Source organism: Bradyrhizobium canariense (assembly GCF_019402665.1).
GTDB classification, from domain to species: Bacteria; Pseudomonadota; Alphaproteobacteria; order Rhizobiales; family Xanthobacteraceae; genus Bradyrhizobium; species Bradyrhizobium canariense.
In genome coordinates this window covers 1-1893 of record NZ_VSST01000132.1, presented here as the reverse complement: position 1 = coordinate 1893, position 1893 = coordinate 1, and the positions used below count along the sequence as shown (strand labels likewise).

Below are 1893 nucleotides of genomic sequence, written 5' to 3'. Positions count from 1 at the left end.
GTGCGCGTCGCGAGGATACCGCATTTCCGTTTTTTCGTCTGGGGCTGTCCCTGGTCTAGCGTCGGGCGTCGATCGGATGATCGGCCACATAATGGATTTCAGGATTTCCCCTGCCGTGGTCCCGCCTTCACTTCTGCACGATTAATGTCTGCGACTGCCCCCTGATCTTGATTGCAACAAAGGGGGCTGTGGGCCGGTCGAGCGCACCTCACGACTCGAGCGGTCCACAGCCCCCAACGATGTCACGCCTGTCGAGGTGGCATGAGTTCGCGATTGATCGCCCAAATGAAGGCGGATAGCTCTCGGGCAATCGCCGTGACGATTACGGTTCGCCGCTTGCCCTTCCGCTCGAGTGAGCGGAAGCGTCCGCACAGCCTGATTTGCGCTTTCCACGCAATCTCGCGCGCGACTCTCGGTGCGGCCTCCACCTTTGGCTGCTTGTCTCGGCTCACGCGCGGCGGATATCGATAGCTCCAGGCCGCCTCTACAAGAATACGTCGCGCCCGCCCATTACCGGCTTTGGTGATGCCGCCTCGCTTGACTTGGTCGCCAGTCGAGTTTTCTGTGGGCACCAGACCCAGATAGCCCATCAACTCGCGCGGATTTTGAAAGCGGGATAGATCACCGATCTCAGCCAGCACCCCCACAGCCGCAATGAGATCAATCCCACGCACCGCCTGCAGGGCCGACACAACCTCGGCGAGCGACCACTCGGGTACTACCTCGCGGATGGCATCTTCCAAACGCTCCAGCCGCTCACTTTCCTGGCGTATCCCCCTCAAGTAACTCTTCGAATGCGATGCGCTGCTCGCGATGCTCGAGCTTCTGCGACATGAGCCATCTCATGTGGGCTGGTCCCCACGTTGTCTTGCCCGGATAGATGCGTCCCAGCCGCAGCATCAATGACGAGATCTGTTGACGCTTGCCCTGGAGGTCCTTCTTCACTGCTTGACGGGCGCGCGAGAGATCGCGCATAGCCTCATGGCGCTCGTCCGGCACCCACACCGCCGTGAGCTCGTCCGCGCGCAACAGCTTGGCGAGGCTTACCGCATCGCGCCGGTTCGTCTTCACTCGATCGCCGGCCTTCTTCGGAACGAGCGAGGGGGCCACCACCAGGCAGTCATGGCCGAGGCTCTTGAGCAGTCTGTAGAGACCGTATCCTGTTGGCCCTGCTTCGTAGCAAAACGTCAACTGACAGCATTTCGCTGCAAGCTTTGCCACCAGCTTTCGGATCGCTGCCTCCGTGGCAGGAAACTCCCCGAGATATCGTACCTCGCCGCCACGGCCGCCATCGGCAATGGCTATAGCATTGCGCGATTTTGACGTATCGATCCGACAAAGACCTCGGTATGATGACCCACGACTCGCCCTCCTTGTTTGAGGCTCTACCCGGTCCATCCGGGCAACCCTCGTCGCAACATCGAGGGTGAGTCGCCTCATTTTGTGGGGGGACATACAGTCTAGCCGACATCATCCCTCCGGCACCTCCGCCAGCCGCAGGCCCCGATACACACGCTCACGTTTGGCGAGGTAAATTGGGTTATCGCTGCAAGCTCCATCCCGGAAGCGGCGGATGGTGAAGCTTGGAACAACCGCAAATAGCGCTTTTGCAGCAGCTTTCGCTTCGTCCAGCGAGCCAAGCAAGGCAAGCGCGGCAGCCAGCCCAAAATGTGCGCTCACGTCATTTCGATTGGCCTCGATGCTGCGGCGGAACCAGCAGACTGCTTCGGCATCCTCGTTGATCTGCAGCTTGGCAAAGCCGGCTATCATGAACCATCGATGGCTGAAGATATCACGAGGAGACAGGCGAAGTGCTTCGTTGATATGAGTCACTGTCTGCGCTCCGCGCCCCATGTACAACTTAGCGCCGCCAATTTGCGCGTGAGCCTCAGC

1 protein-coding gene and 1 pseudogene are annotated in these 1893 nt (G+C 60.1%); both read right to left on the bottom strand.

The features are described from left to right. Nucleotides 1-242 precede the first annotated feature (242 nt). A pseudogene (locus FXB41_RS40180) lies at nucleotides 243-1361 on the bottom strand (IS110 family RNA-guided transposase). A gap of 109 nt (nucleotides 1362-1470) precedes the next feature. Continuing rightward, nucleotides 1471-1893: tetratricopeptide repeat protein (locus tag FXB41_RS40175; protein WP_512699628.1), on the bottom strand; the 423-nt coding region annotated here is incomplete at its 5' end.